Here is a 16,181-nt window from a genome sequence, read left to right as displayed (position 1 = left end):
GATTTGCCCCCGGTCCGGAATCCCCCCGGCACCACACAACACATCCCGCCCTCACTTATTCACACTTCCCTCAGTGGACCGGCGAAAAGTCTGCCACCAAATCTGCCCCGGTTACGGGGAGGGCCTTTAAAGCGGAAGCGGGCGAGCGCGGCGCTGTTTGTTTGCGCGTCAACTCAGCTGGAACGTGCCCCAGATGTTTTTGAACGTTGCGCTCCTCGATATCGGCCGAGGAGGCAAGGCGGCGCGCAGCAAATGGCCGGTCCGGTTGCGGTTTCCGCTCAATCCGGCTTGAAGCCGATCACCATGGAGTCCGGCCCCAGCAACGGTTCGACGCGTGTGGAGACGAAACCGGCGTCGCGCATCCAGGCCTGGCAGTCGGCCCCGGTGTAGTCGAACCCTCCGCGGGTCTCGATCAGCATGTTCAGGCTCATCAGCAGGCCGAAGGCGTTGCTGCGGCGCTCGTCATCGATGACGGCGTCGTAGACGATCAGGGCCCCGCCGTTCGGCAGCGCGGCGAAGGCCTTGTCCAACAGCTTCCTCTTTTCGGCAAGATCCCAGTCGTGCAGGATGTGCCCCATCACGATTACATCCGCATTCGGCATCGGGCCGTCAAAGAAGTTGCCGCTTTGGAAGCGGATGCGGTCGGCGAGGCCCTGCCGGGCGACGAACTCGTTGAATATCGGCTGCACGGCGGGCAGGTCGAAGCCGATGGCCTGGAGGTGCGGATGGGCTCGCGCGATTACCACTGGCACCATGCCCTGCGCCGCGCCCACATCCGCGAAGGTCGTGTATTTCGACCAGTCGAACCTGGCGGCGATCGCCTGCGCCGCACCGGCGCTAATCCCGCTCATGGCCTCAAGGAACCCGCGCAACCGTGCCGGCTCCGCATAGATCGCGGCGAAGAAGTCTTCGCTGTGCTTGGCTTCGTTCTGCGGCTCTCCGGTGAGCAGGGCTTCGGTCAGCGAGCCCCAGAAACCATAGAGCCGGGCATTGGCCATTTCGAGGATGCCACCGATATAGGACGGCTTGGCTTTGTCGAGGAAGAGGTCCGTATCAGGGGCATTGCGATAGCGGCCGTCCTCGCGTTCGAGCAGCTTCAGAGCTACTAGCGTGTCGAGGAAGTCGCGGGCCGAGCGGGGATGTAGTTTCAGCCGGGCCTGCAGGTCAGGCAGGTCGGCCGGGCCGGCTGCGAGTTCGGTGAAGACGCCGAACTCGACCGCGCTGAGCATGGCCTTGGAGGCCCAGAACCCCATGCCGAGCTGCATGATGTTGTCCGGCGTCGTTGCCATCGCTCGTCTCCTCGTGGATCGTGTCGTCGAACGGCATCTGGGATTGGTGCGGAAATCGAAGTGGTCCGGCCGCTGCGAAGCCAAGACGTCCCGTCCCGTCTCGTCGAGGCACCCTGCAAGGGAAAATAGAGCGTTTCGCGATGGGGTGCAATTAATCAAGAATCACTAGCTCAGAGCCCAACCGAAAATTGCGTTGAGTGATTTCAGGTGGCAGGCGGAATTGCTCGCGTCGTGTCGTGCTGATGATTTCCCCGGTCCCGCTCGCAAGGCGCTTGCGCTATGCGTCGCGCCCTCATCCGAAATCGCTCGAGCGGCCGTTGAGGTTGATTGTGCAATCGCTTCGGCAAAACATGAGTTTCACTGAAATCGTTAGCGGAAAATTAGGTCGCATGTATCGGCTAACGCTAACGGACATATGACATTTTGCCGTTTGCAATGACGAAGTAAAACCCACACACGGGTAACGTTCTTGAACTCGGAAACCTTGATCTTCTCGCCGTGCCGATAGAGCGAATGCATGATGACGGCCGTCGCCGAGAGGTTGAGACCCTGGGCGAGCGTTGGTGATGAGATCGTGACCTTGAGCACGCCGTCGCGCAAGAGACGTTCGATCTCCTTTCGATAGGCTGTCGGCAGCGCGCCGTGGTGAAGCGCCACCCCAAGCCGGAGGCATTTCAAGATGTCGCTCTTTGCGCCGAGCCATTCCTCGCCAAGGGCGATAGCGGTCCGCAGGATGGCCGGATCGACGGTTAGCAGAGAGGAAAGCGCGCCGCGCGAGTGCAAATCGACAATGATCTTGGCAAACGGTTCCACGCTTCGGCGCTCCGGGCAGTAGATCAGAACGGTCTGCCCATCGCCAACGAGCCGCCAGGCTGTTGCCAGGCTCAGCTCCTGCTGGTTATCGGGGAATAGCCGAGTCCGGAGCTTTTTCGGAGGAACGAACCGTGGCGGAGCCGCGCCAGTTAGGAACCGAGGGACGAAAGGCCTTTCGTCCCCGACGCGAAGATCAAGCCGCGCGGTCGACGAATTCCATTTCACCTCGCCGAAACGCAGGCGAGTTGGCCGCCAGTCATCTTTGATGGGGCCGCCGGGCTGATCGCGGCGCAGCCACGCGGAGAAATCCTCGAGCTGGTCCCCGTCTGGAAGGATTGCGGAAAGACAGACAATGCGGCGTTGGTCGGCGTCCTGGCGGCGCAAAAGACGTTGGATCTGGACCTCGTATCGAACCTCGCGTTCGCCCGGACCGATCATGTGGCCTTCGTCGAAGATAAGCAGCCCGACTTTGTCGAGCAACGACGGGTCGTTCCGCAAAGCGAAATCGAGCTTTTCCGGAGTTGCTACGACAATGTCGCGCTCGCGTATAGCGTCCTCATCGAACCCGGAAACGCCAATGCTGCCATATAGGGCGGAAATGGTTTTGCCGAGGGGGCCAAAGGTGCGCTGAAGCGTGGTTTCCGTTTGCGCCGATAGCGCCCGCAGCGGCGTTACGAACACGACCCGCCGCCCACCGGCCAGGCACCTTAGAATTGCCAACTCGGCGATCCGGGTCTTGCCGGAGCTGGTCGGTAATGAGACGACGAGATTGTCGGATTGATCGACGGCGCGCGCCGCAGCCGCCGTCTGTGACGGCCACAAGTCCACCTCCGCCCTCGGGCGCCGAGCGAGCAAGGCGATGAACAGCTCTCGAAGGCTGCGCCATGAAGCCACAGCCGTGCCGGCGGGAATGAGAGGCACTTTCTCATGGAAGGTGCTGGACCAGAGATCGGAAAGCAGATGGATAGCAACCCGGTGGCCCCACCATTGCGGAAGAAGGTTCAATTCCCCACAGATGTCGAGGCCTTCACGAAGCTGGGCGATCGCCCGGTCGACGAGATCACGTTCGCCGCGATCGAGCGCGAGCAGGAACATCGAGAGAGCACCGAAGAAGGCGTCGGTCAGGGCCAGATCGAGACCCTCAAACAGGAAGTCATGTCCATCTCGATCATCCGCGTCGTCGGCCGTCTGCTCGGCGAGGCGGCGCTGAAAGAGGTCCGCAATGCTTGCGTCCGACCCTTCACCGTCAAGGCGGAACGCATGAACCCGGCTGCGCAGCGCGTCGATGTCCCGGCGCATGAGCAGGGCGAGCGCCTGTTCGATATAGGAGAAATTTTCCTCCACAGCGACGATCGCAAGCAGGGAGTAGGCCCGGGCTGACAGGTGGGCGAGGTGATAGCTCGCCGCGGCCATGACGAAATGAAAGTCGCGGTCAGGATCCGCACGGTGGCCTTTCGCCATAACAGCTTCAAGTGCGGTCGCCGCCTGTTCAAAAGCGATGCGCGCTTGGGTTGGATCGCCGCCGAGGTCGAGGAGCCGCAAACCAAGCCCAAGCAGCCCATAGGCGTAGCTGTGAAGATCATAACTGAGCTGGGGTGAAAAGAGCGGTGCCTCTGGAGGTAGAACACCGTCGCGCCAGATCATCCCGCGAGCCTGGCCTCGGGCAATCAGTTTGCCGCGAAATCCCGCGCTCGTCGCATCCGCAATGGCAGCAATAATTGCCTCAGGGCTGGTTGGCATCGGCGATAACCTTCACGTAAACGGCTCCGACAAAGGCTGTATGGCCATCGACGTGCAGGCCGACACCCCATTGTCCGATTGGGCCGGTATAGGACTGGAGGGCCTGCGTCAGCAGCGCATGCGGAGCGTTTCCGGAGAAAGTGAAAAGGAGATGTCGGACGCTGTCCGGTGCGATGCCGTGGTTATAAAGCGCGTCGTCGATCGCGTCGACGAGCGGCATGTCTTTGCCAAGCTCCATCAGCCTGGCCGCGATATATGACAGTGCATGTGGGGATGGGAGGCCACCATCCTTGTCCAGCCCCGCTCGCGCCTCGTTGAGTGTTTTCGTTTTGAGGGCGGCGCGGCTTTTTGCCTCCGTCTTGAGGAAGCGCAGGCGTTGGGTCTTGGGATCAAGGACTATTCCAATGACGTCGTCCCCGCGCATCGCCATGTCGCGGTGATCTCCCCAGCGAAGGCGCTTAATGGGCGCATAATAGCCGCTATGAGCGTTGATCCATTCGGTTGCATAGATTTCCCCAAGGTCGCCCGAGCGGATCTGCGCCGTTTGTGGAAGCAGATCGGTGATCAACTTGGCCGCCTTGGTTTTACCCATCCTTGCAAGCGCTCTCGCGATGCGTTCCTCGGCAGCGTAGTGAGCGGGCAGCGCTTTTGCTGTCACCTGGACAGCTGTTGCGGCATCGGCTCCGCGACCTGTCATGACTCGGATGTGGTGATTTCCGACAGGCGTGTCGTTGTAATCGCACCAGTCCTTGAATTGAACCATACTGCCTTTCCTCAATTCGCGACGAGGTCGCGAGCGCGTGAAAACGGCATGCCGGTTTCAGCGGCTCGGCGCAAGGCCTCATCGATCGTCTCTCTGGCGGCGGTGCTACCGAATCTTTCGAACGACAGCTCGGCCGATTGTCCATCGTGAGAAACTCGCCGCCACGAACGGAGCTGCCGAAAAAATGCTCATATATTTGTGATCGATATAGATCGTATTGCATACGTTTGTGTGTTCAAGAGCGATATCTTTGCTCATTTTTATATGCTATATATTCTCCGCAATGGACACAAATAGATGAACAAAAATCAAGCTGCGCTCGCGCGAAAACAGTTGGAACGACGCCTCGCGCCTGTGCGGGAGCTGAAGCTCATCGCACCGCCTCGGGGTTGGATGAAAGCCATCCGCGAGGCCCTCGGCATGACCACCCGGCAGCTCGCCATGCGTATGGGTGCGGCTCCCTCCCGTATACCGGCGATCGAGAAGGCGGAAGTTTCGGGTGCGACCACGATCAAGACGCTTCGGGAAGCGGCCGCGGCGATGAACTGCACCTTCGTCTACGCTTTCGTGCCAATCAAGCCACTAGACGACATCCTTCGCGAGCGCGCAGCCGAAAAAGTCGGCGAGCAGATGATACGGCTCGATCATACGATGCGGCTGGAAAACCAGGCGTTGGTTAAGTCGGACCTGGAGGACGAACGTCGTCGGCTCATCGATGCTTTGCTTGCAGACTCTGGGCGACGCCTGTGGGACGAGGATTGATCCATGGAGGAGGATCCTCTTTTCCAGGACGACGACGAAGCAAATACGCCGCTAACCGCTGAGGAGCGGGAGCAGCTGATCCCCTCCTACATCACATTGCGGCACGAATTGAACGAGGCCGAGCAAGTCAACATCGGCGAAGGTTTACGATGGGCGACGTCGCGAAAAAGGGACGTGCTCGCCCAGGAATTCCTCAGCGAGTTGCACCGCCGCATGTTTGGGGACGTTTGGCATTGGGCTGGCCAGTACCGGACAACCCCCCGCAACATCGGCGTCGATGCCTATCGCATTGCAATGGATGTGAGGCAGGTGGTTGACGATGTGCGCTACTGGGTCGAACACGAGACGTACCCGCCCGACGAGATCGCTGTCCGGTTCAGCCACAGGCTCGTGGCCATCCATCCCTTTCCGAACGGTAACGGCCGATTCTCTCGCCTCGCCGGCGATCTGCTCGCGCGCCAGCTTGGACTACCGCCGTTTAGCTGGGGCAGGGCAAACCTGGTGGATGCGGGCGAGACCCGCGCCCGTTATGTTGCGGCGCTTCGAGCAGCCGATGATCACGATATAGGACCCTTGCTGGAGTTCGCCCGATCTTGAGTGTTTCGAACATGGTAAGTGAGCTTCTCAAACTGGAAGCAAGAAAGGACTGACATGAAGACATTCACGCAGTCGCAGTTGCAGGCCATTGCGGATGCGCTGGGGGATACGGAACACGGCCTGACGGGTTCTGAAATCGCCCATCTTCTGGCGACGGTAAAAATCGTTGATACGACACCCCAGATGACCAAGCGCCACAGGCTTTATAATGCGTTTGCCAATGACCAGAACAGTCGCCAAATGCGCACCCACATCATCGCTTTCATCCGAAAGGCGATGAAGCCTGAGCGTTTCGCTCGTGAGCCGGAGCGCTTCGAACCGATGCGGCTCAATCTCAACCGGGCCTTGGCGTTCGCCGGCCTGGCTGTTGAAGCCTCCGGCGCTCTGGGGTCTGTCGAGGCGGCCGAGACCCTTTCACAAGCGACACGGCGCGCGCGTGAATTGAGGTCGGATCTGACCAGCCGCGGCGTTCACCCGGACGTTCTGCGCTTTTGCCGGGAGGAATTGCTCTCAGATAACTATTTTCATGCCGTGCTCGAGGCCGTGAAAAGCGTCGCCGAAAAAACCCGGCAACGTACCGGTCTGGCGGATGATGGGGCAGTCCTTGTCGATCGAGCCTTTGGCGGTGACCAGCCGATGCTCGCGATCAACACCCTGGCCAGCGAAAGCGAAAAGAGTGAGCAACGGGGGTTTTGCAACTTGGTCAAAGGCACTTTCAGCATGTTTCGCAACACCACCGCGCATGCCCCAAGGGTCCATTGGCAGATGTCGAAAGACGACGCAGAAGATCTTTTCTCAATGGTTTCGCTGATGCATCGCCGCATTGATGCTGCGGTCATGCTACCCCGAGCGTGAGACGTCGACCCCTCTGAAAGGCAAGCATATGATTGTCGACAAGCCAGCAACACGATCGGACGAGGTTGTTGCTGCCGCGTCGCGTCTTGATGAAGGTGGGCGGGAAACGGCGTCCCGCCCTTTTCCGTTCATGCGGCGTGAGCCAGCACCCGCGGCCCGTACATCGCAAGGACGATTGCACGATCCTCTTCCCGCGAGTTCCTGCTCCAGCCTCGAGACGCGTTCACCGTCTGCATGGAGATGTTGAGATAGGCGTCGTATGAATCAAACGCGGCACGCTTCACCGTGAAGCCCGTTGTGAGGGCGGCGGCGATAAGCATGCCGTTGGCGACGTAGTCGCCCAGATGGGTAAATAGGCCGAATGCTCGGGAGAGGTTTTCGGCGCGATGCTTCAGACTATAGCTCCGCGCCTGGCGGTTGAGCGACTTGATCCTGTCCTGCCGTGCGAGGAAAATCAGCGCCAATTCGAACTGGTCAGCGGCCCAGTCGCCGTCATAGGCTTCGCGCCGCCTTTCTGCAAAAAGAGCTTCCCGCTCTGCCGTCGACTTGCGCAACTCATTGTGATTGCCATGCCAGATGGAATCGAACCCACGAAGTGTCAGATCCGGATGCTGGTCAAGCACGTTGCGCAGCATGGCTCGCGCAACAGCGCGCGAAAGAGCCCGGTCGTGCTTGCCACTGTTTACGATCGGGGGAACGCACAGACTGGAACGATAAAGCGCATCGTCAACGCTCACCGACAGTCCGCCGGTATTCAGTGAGTCCAAGAAACTGGCATAGGTGAAGAAGCCGAAGCCCTTCGCGGCCGCCTCGGTGCGGTGCGTTGGCTTTGTTTCAGGATGGGCCTTTCTTAGGCTCTCCTTAATGGATGGCAAATCGGTTCGATGGACAAGCAAATGCATGACGAAACCTCGTTTCGGCAGCCGGACGCCATTTAATCAGCAGCCGATGGACAGGGTTCGGCGTGCACGGTCGAGGCAGGGGGTAGCTTTTAACTTGGCGACAGGTTGGGAGTTACGGTCCGTGCAAAAGCATCGCGAGAGGGCGGTGATTCGTCAATGGCTCACACCTACCGATCGTTATCGGCCGTAGACCGACACGCTGCTCACCTTGTCGTAGAAGCGATCGAGAAGCACCGGGTCATCCACGCGAGCGACGCGGATTGGCCTGCCGATATTGGCAGCACCGGCGTTGGGAAAGGCCCATTTCAGGTCCGGGTTGCGCTGCAGGCTTTTCACTGCGAACAGGACCCCAAACGGTCCGCGTATGCCGGCGTCGTCGAACACACGTTGGATATCGCCCATGTAGCGGGCGAATGCGGAACGAAACTCATGGATCGTCAGGCGGCCTTCGCCCTTGCGAACAGCGAACGGATGGGAAACGTAGGAGTGGGTGAGCCAGTCATCCCCGATGAAAAAGCGTGAGATTGAGCGGCCTTCCTGAAAGGTCTTTTCCAAGACCTCGACGCCGTCTTCGCATCCCTTGTAAACGCCACCATCTTCGGCGTGATAATAGCGCATCCTTTTCAGAACGCCCCGTCCGGGATCGAAAGGCGCGCGATCTCGTTCGTAATGTTCTTGCGGCACGATGGCGATATGCAGGGTAGCGCCGTTCTTCTGCATGATGTCGCGCGTCTCGACTGCGGAGTTTTCACGCTCCATCAGCTTTGCAGTATCGGCCTCCAGCTTCTCGATCGGCGTGAAAAGAGCGTGGAGCTGGTCGCGGGGGATCGGCGTGTTCTGCGCGCCAGTGCGGAGATAGAAGCCACCCGTGATCTTGTTTTGATAGGGCCGAAGCCGATGATCGGGAAGATCGAGGCATAGGACGAACCTTGATGGGTCGAGATCAAGGAACTCAACACGCACGCCCAACGGCTTGGGTTCGATGTTGTCCTGGATGACCGAGGTGATGCGGCGCTGCAAGGCGTCGCGATCGCCATCCAGAGGATCGAACCGTTCAAAGGCGCCCTTCTTTTCGTGTACGCCAACAACAAGAAAACCGGGGCCGGAATTCAGGAAGGCCACGACGTCATCGATGAAGTTCGATTTTCCCCTTTGCTCGTCGAGATTAAGACGAGCCTTGAACTCGTAGTGCTGCCCCTCGGTCACGAGGCCGGAGGTGATGCCATCGATGGTCGGCGGAGCCGCTCGTTCGTTCATTCTGCAGCCCTCGCAATGTTTGCCGACAAATTCTGTTGGTAACATTTCATTCTGTCGGATCGAGATCAACGCGCGCTTGAGAAGAGCACCCTTAAGCAACAGTATTTTGAGATCAAAGACGTCCGGAAAGCAGAAGTTGCACCTCGCCGATATCGACCTCGACATTTTCCTCGATCAGATTTGCTCGATCGACCGGCGGCCCCGGGCACCGTCAACGATGCGTCCATGGGACGAGGACAAGCTTCGGGATTTCCTTGAAGGCCAGTGCATGCTGAAGCGCGGACCACTGAGGCCGAAAGGTCGGTTTATCATCCATCATGACGAAGCCTTCCCCATCCTGGATGCGCTGTCTGGGAACGGCGCTACGCCACTCACCCTCACCCATATCGACGCCCATTCCGATCTGGGAACGGGTTTTGGCGATGCGTCGTGGAAGGATATCGGTGGGAGGCTTCTTGGCCTGGCGCCAAAACAGCGCGTTGGAGCGATCCCACGCGAAGGAATGCAGCGCCTCGCGCCGAGCAACTATCTGTCCTATGCACTGGCATGCCGTTGGCTCAGATCATTGACTTATGTGCATCATGCGCATGGCGGTGATGATTTGATGCCTTTCCTTTTCCGGGATTTCGACACGGGCTGCGGTGCGATGGAGTTGCGATACGTCCCCCGTCTCGACGAGGCGAGCTCGGGGGAGGAACTGCGCACCCTACCGCACGTCTTGGAACCAGCGATCCCGTTCGAGAAGGTTTCGGTCGACCATTATCAGGCGACGGAGCCATTCGACTACGTGATCCTTTGCCAATCGCCAGGGTACACGCCGGTTGAGGCCGATGTCCTCGTCTCGGTCTTTCAGGACTATGTCGACTTCGATCAGGATGACTTCCTGGGTGTCGGGTTGAGCCTTCATCCGGGCGCTATGGGAGGCATCCGGTGACCCTCGACGGTTTCTTGAGTTTTCTCGCGCTTTTCATCGCGTTCTACGCCATCGTTTCGCCGGTCACGCGCCTGCGCGCGCAGTTGCACCTTGCCGTTCAGATCCCCTTGGCGCTTCTGGCGGTGTTGCTTGTTCTTTATTTCGAGTTCTTTGCACTTCTCGGGCAACCGTGCCGACTGCCAAACGCCGACGCCTGCCGCTGGTTGGTCTTTCCGAGTGACGGCCGCTTTGCGCCGCCGCAGGCCGCTTTTCTTGTCGTGTTCGTCTGGATGATCGCGGCAGGCGGCCTTAGCTTCCTCCTGAAACCCGGGCCGCGGTCGCTGACCACCATCGGCAAAATCGTTCAGACGCTGCTTTACGAGCAGCGCTTTGCGGAACTGCTGGATTTCATACGCTCGCATCTAGGTCTGATAGAAGCAGCGGCTGGGCGGCGCCTGCGCCGGCAGAGGATGCACGATTGGGTGGCCGATGCGAACTGGGTTCGCCGCCGGAATATCCGGGCGATCATGCCGGTCGAGTTGGAGGAAGATGAGAAAGAGCAGCCGGAGGCAGGCTATGGCAAACGGATCTACGAGGGCTTCAGGCGCCGCATTCGCTGGATAAGGTATGTCCTCCCGGCCGGCCACAAAGCCGAGGCCGTCGCGCATGACATCGCACGCGTTCTTTTACGCTCGGAGGAGTTGAGGAAATTCCTCGTAACGCTGCGGCCGGACGCTCTGCCGGACCTGATGGCTATCAAGCTACAAATTCGCTTCGACTTCTCGGACAAGGTCCTTCGGGACTTGATCGCCGACACTGGCAGCAGGCTCTACCAGGAGATCGAACACAACCAGAATCTCCGCGACAAAGGTGGCTATGCAATTCCGGAGGAGAATGTCCTTCTTCGATATCTGTTTGGGGATGCCGAGGTCGCTCATAAGCTTGGAGCCTGGAAGCCTGTCGGCGACGAGATCCTTAACATGATCCGTGGGGGGGCGAAGAGCGGCTACGCTGACGACCTCAACGACCTTCCGGATAATTTCGACGACCAGCGGTGGCGAGACCCCACCTTCGTCTGCGTCCGGTACTTCGACATCATGGTGCACGAGGCCATGCGACAGGGTGTGCCCTATCACATGTGGCTGTTTTACCTGCCGCTCATCCTCAAGGAGCTGGACGATATCTACGATACCTCTCGCGAAACAATCGACACACTCGCCGAGTTTCCCACGCGCAATGCGCGCCTGATGTACGAAATTTTCGACGTGCTCGGCGATTGGGTAAAAAATATCCGGCACCTCGACAAATCGTCGCCGCATGCCGCGGTCTCCGATGACGGCGAGTTTGCGTCAGGCGTTATCCCGATGGATGCTGCCGTAGCTCTTGGCACCGCCATGGCGACCGTTGCGCTGTCCAACAGGATTGGCGACACCTTTGCCGGCTATCTCCATGACTGCGTTCTGTCGGACATTGCTTCTCTTTCGCGAAAAGGGTTGGAAGGGCAAATGCGCGCAATGCTGATCCGCTCGATTATTTCAGGGGGCAATCGCCATCTAAAGGGGCGATATGGCGAACGGCTCAAAACCTTTGTCGCCATGGCGGACCCTGTGCTGCGTCACTCGGTCAAGGATTATACCGACGCACTCGCGGCTGCGTTCCCGGAGCCAGGTGGCCGACGGTGAGGCTTTAGAGGCCGCAGGCGAAAAATACTCCCATAAACCGGATGTTTATATTGAACTTCCGGTTTATGGATGTTATCTAGTGACCATGGCTAGACCCCGAAAAGACGCACCCATCAACCTGTTCACATCCTCCGAGCTTGCGCTGGCCGCACGCATATCGCTGCGCAATTTCAATGTCCTGATTGAACATCGGCTTGCTCCGCCGACGGATCATGATAAGTCCGGCAAGCACAGCACGCGATACTGGGACCAGTTCGGCATCGGCGAAATGGCGCTCACCGGCGCTTTGATCCGGGCGGGCGCCGAGTTGTTCACTGCTGCGCGCCTGTCTCACGTCATTCTCGATGATTTCACCTCGGCGCGAGGGCGGCTCCCCTCTCGTCTCGATATGTTCCTGGACAAGGACTACAACAATCATCACCCCAAGTTTCCGTGGCCGGCAAACGCTGCCGAGGGCAACTGGGCGGACGATGATTTCTGGCTGCATCGCACACTTCGCCTTCACTCGGATGTCTATCTTCCCGATACCCGGCTGAATGGCGACATGATCCTGGAGATCGCAGACCGCAGGTACGTCTACACCCGCTTCGACTACTTCGGTCGGATCCCAAATGTCAGCCGTGTACAGCCTTGGGGCCTCACCGATGGCAACGAACCCGACGTCGAATACGAGATCGTCGGCTGGGAACGAGGGCGAGAAGCAAGCCTGCGCCATTTCGCAGACCTGGTGGATCTCTCCGGCATGATGGACAATCCGGAAAAGAAAAAAGCCGCGAAAGAGCTTGAGGATGAGTGGTTGACAGCTCGGCGCAACGCGCTGGGGCTGCTGCGTGTTAATGTGTCACTGGCTATTCGGACCGCCTTTGACGCAATCCATGAGAGCCGCGCCGGCGAAGCGGACAGCGTTACCAACGCCAAGCGAATTTGAACTTGACCTTTCAGGCGCAGGTAAGGGGAAACCGAGGTCCGTTTGGCAGAAGTGGCATCTAACCGAAGCAACGCTTCTTTTCCCCTTGGGACCGGACCTCGTTTAACATCACTTGTTCAAGGCATCCTTGAGTGCTTTGGCCGCGTGAAAGTAACCTTCTTTGCAGCCGCAACCTTAATGGTTGCGCCGGTTGCCGGATTGCGTGCCTCGCGCTCTGGCGTGTCCTGTCGGGTAGGAACGACCCGTTGCCGGGTCGCTCCTCCCTAAGAACCGTACGTGCGAGTTTCCCCGCATACGGCTCAAGCCTCCACTAAGCCCTGTTTGACCAGAGCCGCCAGTTCCTGTTTGTCGGCAGAGTGGGCGGTTCCACCAGGCCGATCCGTAGTTTCCGAGGGCAGACCACGCCATGCGGCGAAGTAGCGGTCCCACATCGGATCAAACGGATTCGCTTCGAGAAGTTGCACGTCAGCGATGTGGAGGCGATTGGGGAATCGAACGCAGAGTCAGATCCTGCTCTGATGCGGAGTATGCGATCTTTCCGACGATGTCGCTTGCGGCAGCAACCTGACTGGAGATGCGCGTCAGCGCACCGCCTGTCTCCTGGACGAGACGCACTCCATTCTGGACCTGACCCGAGGAACGAAGGATTTGGTCCTTGATCTCCTTTGCGGCGGCCGCGGAACGCTGCGCTAGCTCTCGAACCTCCTGGGCTACGACCGCGAAGCCCTTTCCTGACTCGCCGGCGCGAGCTGCCTCGACCCCTGCATTGAGAGCGAGCAGGTTGGTCTGGAATGCGATCTCGTCGATCACACCGATGATCTTCGAGACTTCGTCCGACGAACTCGCAATGTCGTTCATGGCCTGGATCGCTTCCGATACGACGATGTCGGAGTGGTCTGCCTCAACGCTCACCGATTTCACGCGCTGGGCGGCGTCGTTTGCACCTTCTGCAGTCTGCCTCACCGTAGCTGTCAATTCGTCGAGGGCGGCAGACGTCTCTTCGAGGTTTGCGGCTTGGCGTTCGGTACGCTAGGACAGCTCGTTGGATGCCCGCCGAATTTCATCTTTGGCGCCTGCGATGTCTAAGCCCTTTGCGTTGACCTCCGCCATGGCTGTTTCAAGATGGTCCAGCGCTTGATTAAAATTGGTGCGAAGCGACTCATATGCTGGGCCAATGTCGCTGCATCGAACGGTGAGATCACTTGTGGCGAGCTTCTCCAGGGCTTCGCTGATCGTGGACACGACGCGGGCCTGACTTGCTGCGTCCCTTTCCTGCAAGGCGTAATTCTGCTGGCGCTCGCGATCGAGTTCCCGCCTTTGCTGTTCTTCGCGCTCGGCGATGGCATGGCGCTCTCGGATCTTCTCTTGCAAGGCGTGCGTAGCCTTCGCCATGGTCCCGATCTCGTTCGACATCCCGGTGTGCGGAATTGTTGTTAGGACGTCTTCGTCGGCCACGGCCTGCAGAGCGACATGGACCGCGGCGAGTGGTTTCGTGATGTTACGCATCACGACGAAGGCGGCAACGAGCGCAAGGAGAAAGGCTGTGAACCAGGCCGCGGCGACTTCGAAGATCGTCTTGCTGATCTCCGCCTCAAGATCATCGGTATAGACACCCGTCGCGACAACGATTTTCCAGGGTTCGAAGACGCGGGAATAGGTCGCCTTCTCGAAAAACTGACCCGAAGGCTCGCCGGGCTTTTCCCAGTAGTAGAGGGTGATGCCTCCGCCGGCTCGCGCTTTTGCAAGCATATCCTCACGGAACAGATTGCCTTGCCTGTCCGGCTGACCCTTGAAGTTCGTGCCGACCAGCTTCGAGTTGTAGTGGAACCGCACCGTGATATCGGAATCAAATGCCCAGAGATAGCCTGACGGCTCGAACTTGACGGCGGCGGCCGTTGCGTAAGCCTGGCGCTGGGCGTCCTCTCGGCTGAGTTCGCCCGCTTTCTCGCGGTCATAGTAGAGTTGAAGGATGGACAGCCCCGATTCCACCTGCGTACGGAGCATGTCGTAACGCTCCTTGTAGATCGCGCCGATGGAAGTTCGGACCTGGTAGTAGGTTACGGCGGCGAACGCCACCATCAGGACTGCGACGAGACACAGCAACTGTCGAGATATTCTCAAGTTTTTCATTATATCGTCCGTGTTCAGTTGGCCTCAGCGTTTGAAGCGAAGCCAATTTTAAAAATAGCAATCTCGATAACAGCGTGCCGTCCCGAATATTAATTCGCACGTATCGCTAATGAATTACATTGGGTTCTATGTTTGAATAAAAATATAATTTCTTCAGTTTGAGAAAAGTGAGATAAATATGTTCGGTATTCGCACAAGATACATGTAAAATCTCGGCGGAGACAAAGTAAGCAACTGATTGCAGGGAGCCTTGACCCTAAAGTTGACTTAAGGGTTATGGTGCGCATTGACCCCACTAGCTTGCCGGCGGCACGCAGCGACAAAATTCGAAGAGGCTTCCTCTATATGAGCAAACGCATTCTCCACGTAGTCAGCAACGTAGCGCACTACACGGATCCGTCGCATCCAACCGGCCTTTGGCTTTCAGAGCTCACGCATGCGTATGATCTCTTCGCAGAAAAAGGTTACGAGCAGCACATCATGAGCCCCAAGGGAGGCGTTTCACCGCTAGAGCCGCGAGCCCTCAAATGGCCGCTTTTGGACGCTTCCGCCAAGGCTTGGCTTGCGGATAGAAGCCGATCCGCGCTCCTGACGTCGACCCTAAGACCTGATGAAATCGATCCGGCTGACTACGACGCCATCTACTTCACCGGCGGCCATGCGGTCATGTGGGACTTTCCGGAAGACGAGGCCCTGCAGAGGATCACCCGTGCCATTTGGGAGCGGGGCGGAATCGTTTCGTCCGTGTGCCACGGGTATTGCGGCCTATTGAATACGCGCCTTTCCGATGGAAAGCTGCTTGTCGCGGGCAAACGGGTGACTGGCTTCTCCTGGGCCGAAGAAGTGTTGGCAGGAGTAGCCCGGAAAATGCCTTACAATGCTGAAGCGGAAATGAAACGGCGGGGCGCCCGCTACGAAAAGGCTTTGCTGCCGTTCGTTTCCTATGCGGTTGCGGACGGTCGGCTTGTAACAGGCCAGAATCCATGGTCGGCCAAGGCCACGGCTGAAAAGGTCCTGGCTCTGCTCTGATCGTTACTGCCAACCCTTGCTAACTAACCGCCGGTAGATCGGCGCCGATTTGCTTTTGCGAGCTTGATGCCGTTGGCCCCGGCCCCTGTCGCCTCCACTTCTCTGCCCAGCATTCGCGTAAGGACTCTGCGCGCGTTGGTGGCGCAGTCGATATCATCCGGCTTCGTCTCTATATCGTTGATGAGGGCGATGAGTTGGGCTTTGCTTTGTGAGAGTCGAACCTCCATCGCTTCAATATCAGCTACTTTCCGGCGAAGCGTTTCGGTCAGTACGCCGTGTTCCCACTGCTCCAGGTCGGGCGGCAGCAGAGTACGGATTTCATCGAGGCTGAAACCGGCATTCTGCGCAGTCGTAATCAATTCAAGTACCAGAACGGCCTCCGATGGATAGGTTCTGTAGCCGTTCGGCCGGCGCTCCACGGTGTTCAACAAGCCTGCGCTCTCGTAGAAGCGAATACGTGAACTCGTAAGCCCGGTGCGCTTGGCTAGTTCTCCGATATTCATGTTCGACACCTTCAAAAA

13 protein-coding genes and 3 pseudogenes are annotated in these 16,181 nt (G+C 58.6%); 7 read left to right on the top strand and 9 right to left on the bottom strand.

Translation table 11 applies throughout. The annotated features are described in order from the left end of the window. Positions 1–70 precede the first annotated feature (70 nt). The 4 genes and pseudogenes from BC363_RS35950 to BC363_RS14905 all read right to left on the bottom strand — a co-directional run. Positions 71–261 (bottom strand): annotated as a pseudogene (locus BC363_RS35950) (hypothetical protein); the annotation flags it as partial. Positions 262–278: 17 nt separating this feature from the next. Continuing rightward, positions 279–1,289 carry a methyltransferase gene (locus BC363_RS14915; protein WP_065782589.1) on the bottom strand — a complete coding sequence of 337 codons (1,011 nt, stop codon included), beginning with the start codon at positions 1,287–1,289 and terminating at the stop codon, positions 279–281. A 369-nt stretch (positions 1,290–1,658) separates the two neighbouring features. Continuing rightward, entirely contained in the window at positions 1,659–3,842 is a 2,184-nt protein-coding gene (locus BC363_RS14910; protein ID WP_244519878.1) for a DEAD/DEAH box helicase, read from the bottom strand. Next, entirely contained in the window at positions 3,826–4,605 is a 780-nt protein-coding gene (locus tag BC363_RS14905) for a Hachiman antiphage defense system protein HamA (protein ID WP_065782587.1), read from the bottom strand. The genes BC363_RS14910 and BC363_RS14905 overlap by 17 nt, the downstream gene beginning before the upstream one ends. A 297-nt stretch (positions 4,606–4,902) precedes the next feature. Here BC363_RS14905 and BC363_RS14900 point away from each other — a divergent pair, with 297 nt between their 5' ends. The 3 genes from BC363_RS14900 to BC363_RS14890 are packed head-to-tail and all read left to right on the top strand — an operon-like array spanning position 4,903 to position 6,819. Continuing rightward, the gene (locus BC363_RS14900; protein WP_065782585.1) at positions 4,903–5,367 is read left to right on the top strand and encodes a mobile mystery protein A; all 465 of its coding nucleotides are present in this window, start codon (positions 4,903–4,905) and stop codon (positions 5,365–5,367) included. 3 nt (positions 5,368–5,370) lie between these two features. After that, positions 5,371–5,964 (top strand): mobile mystery protein B, encoded by a 594-nt coding sequence (locus tag BC363_RS14895; RefSeq protein WP_065782583.1) that lies wholly within the window; start codon positions 5,371–5,373, stop codon positions 5,962–5,964. Between the two features lie 54 nt (positions 5,965–6,018). Beyond that, complete coding sequence (locus BC363_RS14890) at positions 6,019–6,819, top strand: TIGR02391 family protein (RefSeq protein ID WP_065782580.1); 801 nt, start codon at positions 6,019–6,021, stop codon at positions 6,817–6,819. Positions 6,820–6,947: 128 nt separating this feature from the next. On the opposite strand, the gene BC363_RS14885 is transcribed toward BC363_RS14890, so the two are convergent. Together BC363_RS14885 and BC363_RS14880 are read right to left on the bottom strand one after the other, a co-directional pair. Next, on the bottom strand, positions 6,948–7,721 hold the full coding sequence (locus tag BC363_RS14885; RefSeq protein ID WP_065782575.1) for a hypothetical protein: 774 nt from the start codon (positions 7,719–7,721) through the stop codon (positions 6,948–6,950). Positions 7,722–7,898: 177 nt separating this feature from the next. Continuing rightward, entirely contained in the window at positions 7,899–8,978 is a 1,080-nt protein-coding gene (locus BC363_RS14880; RefSeq protein WP_065782569.1) for an ATP-binding protein, read from the bottom strand. A 136-nt stretch (positions 8,979–9,114) separates the two neighbouring features. Between BC363_RS14880 and BC363_RS14875 the strand changes: the two genes are divergently transcribed. Genes BC363_RS14875 through BC363_RS14865 form a run of 3 tightly spaced genes read left to right on the top strand, consistent with a single transcriptional unit; the run spans position 9,115 to position 12,501 of the window. Beyond that, complete coding sequence (locus tag BC363_RS14875; RefSeq protein WP_065782567.1) at positions 9,115–9,912, top strand: UPF0489 family protein; 798 nt, start codon at positions 9,115–9,117, stop codon at positions 9,910–9,912. Next, positions 9,909–11,573 (top strand): hypothetical protein, encoded by a 1,665-nt coding sequence (locus tag BC363_RS14870; RefSeq protein WP_065782566.1) that lies wholly within the window; start codon positions 9,909–9,911, stop codon positions 11,571–11,573. Before BC363_RS14875 ends, BC363_RS14870 begins: the two co-directional genes overlap by 4 nt. Next, positions 11,560–12,501 (top strand): hypothetical protein, encoded by a 942-nt coding sequence (locus tag BC363_RS14865; protein WP_141690319.1) that lies wholly within the window; start codon positions 11,560–11,562, stop codon positions 12,499–12,501. Before BC363_RS14870 ends, BC363_RS14865 begins: the two co-directional genes overlap by 14 nt. Positions 12,502–12,609: 108 nt before the next feature. Here BC363_RS14865 and BC363_RS33505 read toward each other — a convergent pair. Beyond that, positions 12,610–12,728: pseudogene (locus tag BC363_RS33505) on the bottom strand (HU family DNA-binding protein); the annotation flags it as partial. Between the two features lie 262 nt (positions 12,729–12,990). Then, positions 12,991–14,631, bottom strand: a pseudogene (locus tag BC363_RS33500) (methyl-accepting chemotaxis protein); the annotation flags it as partial. Positions 14,632–14,976: 345 nt separating this feature from the next. On the opposite strand from BC363_RS33500, the gene BC363_RS14850 reads away from it, so the two are divergent. Further along, entirely contained in the window at positions 14,977–15,660 is a 684-nt protein-coding gene (locus BC363_RS14850) for a type 1 glutamine amidotransferase domain-containing protein (RefSeq protein ID WP_065782633.1), read from the top strand. A 23-nt stretch (positions 15,661–15,683) separates the two neighbouring features. Here BC363_RS14850 and BC363_RS14845 read toward each other — a convergent pair whose 3' ends face one another. Continuing rightward, positions 15,684–16,163 carry a MerR family transcriptional regulator gene (locus BC363_RS14845; protein ID WP_065782556.1) on the bottom strand — a complete coding sequence of 160 codons (480 nt, stop codon included), beginning with the start codon at positions 16,161–16,163 and terminating at the stop codon, positions 15,684–15,686. Positions 16,164–16,181 lie beyond the last annotated feature (18 nt).

The organism is Ensifer sp. LC384, from assembly GCF_001695865.1.
Classification (GTDB): domain Bacteria; phylum Pseudomonadota; class Alphaproteobacteria; order Rhizobiales; family Rhizobiaceae; genus Ensifer.
This window is presented reverse-complemented; position numbering and strand designations above follow the sequence as displayed.

Excerpts from the sequence above, each read along its gene's own strand:
- BC363_RS14915 (WP_065782589.1), bottom strand. The coding sequence starts at position 1,289 with ATGGCAACGACGCCGGACAACATCATGCAGCTCGGCATGGGGTTCTGG.
- BC363_RS14910 (WP_244519878.1), bottom strand. The coding sequence starts at position 3,842 with ATGCCAACCAGCCCTGAGGCAATTATTGCTGCCATTGCGGATGCGACG.
- BC363_RS14905 (WP_065782587.1), bottom strand. The coding sequence starts at position 4,605 with ATGGTTCAATTCAAGGACTGGTGCGATTACAACGACACGCCTGTCGGA.
- BC363_RS14900 (WP_065782585.1), top strand. The coding sequence starts at position 4,903 with ATGAACAAAAATCAAGCTGCGCTCGCGCGAAAACAGTTGGAACGACGC.
- BC363_RS14895 (WP_065782583.1), top strand. The coding sequence starts at position 5,371 with ATGGAGGAGGATCCTCTTTTCCAGGACGACGACGAAGCAAATACGCCG.
- BC363_RS14890 (WP_065782580.1), top strand. The coding sequence starts at position 6,019 with ATGAAGACATTCACGCAGTCGCAGTTGCAGGCCATTGCGGATGCGCTG.
- BC363_RS14885 (WP_065782575.1), bottom strand. The coding sequence starts at position 7,721 with ATGCATTTGCTTGTCCATCGAACCGATTTGCCATCCATTAAGGAGAGC.
- BC363_RS14880 (WP_065782569.1), bottom strand. The coding sequence starts at position 8,978 with ATGAACGAACGAGCGGCTCCGCCGACCATCGATGGCATCACCTCCGGC.
- BC363_RS14850 (WP_065782633.1), top strand. The coding sequence starts at position 14,977 with ATGAGCAAACGCATTCTCCACGTAGTCAGCAACGTAGCGCACTACACG.
- BC363_RS14845 (WP_065782556.1), bottom strand. The coding sequence starts at position 16,163 with ATGAATATCGGAGAACTAGCCAAGCGCACCGGGCTTACGAGTTCACGT.